This is a genomic window from Mammaliicoccus stepanovicii, assembly GCF_002902525.1.
In the GTDB taxonomy this organism is placed as follows: Bacteria; Bacillota; Bacilli; order Staphylococcales; family Staphylococcaceae; genus Mammaliicoccus; species Mammaliicoccus stepanovicii.
On sequence record NZ_PPQZ01000126.1, the window covers coordinates 1 to 561 of the forward strand.

Here is a 561-nt window from a genome sequence, read left to right on the forward strand (position 1 = left end):
CCTTTATTGTCAAATAAATATCCCGTTGAAATTAATATACTTAAAATCCACATAATTAAAGAAAATATGATATAAGCCCATATGTATGTAGGAATCAAATCAAAGTTATCTTTTATTTTAACGATAAATACACATAAAAATATCGATATAAAATTCACTACACTAGATCTAGTTAAATACGGATTTCTTACACAATAAAATGATTCCATTTAGAAACTTCTCCTTTTATATTCTCATTTCAACTATCAAATAAATGCTTACAAATCACCTTCCTAAATATACTCGTATTTACATTTAAATTTTATGAATATATTATAAAATTCTATTTATGGATATTATATACTAATTTATACAAAATATGTATTTAATTTTTCTTATTTTGATTCCATCTTTAAATAATTTACTATCTAGTTCACTAAATGCAATATTTTTAAAATTTATCGTTTGGAACCTGAAAATAATTGCAATTTTACATTATTCGAATTTAGTTAAAACTTTTATTTCTTATAACAAAACAGGACTGAAGAGAAAATTGCTTTTCTATTCAGCCCTGTTTATATT

1 pseudogene is annotated in these 561 nt (G+C 21.7%); it reads right to left on the minus strand.

Annotated features, from left to right (window positions below):
- Positions 1–209: pseudogene (locus tag CD111_RS12705) on the minus strand (hypothetical protein); the annotation flags it as partial.
- Between the last annotated feature and the right edge of the window lie 352 nt (positions 210–561).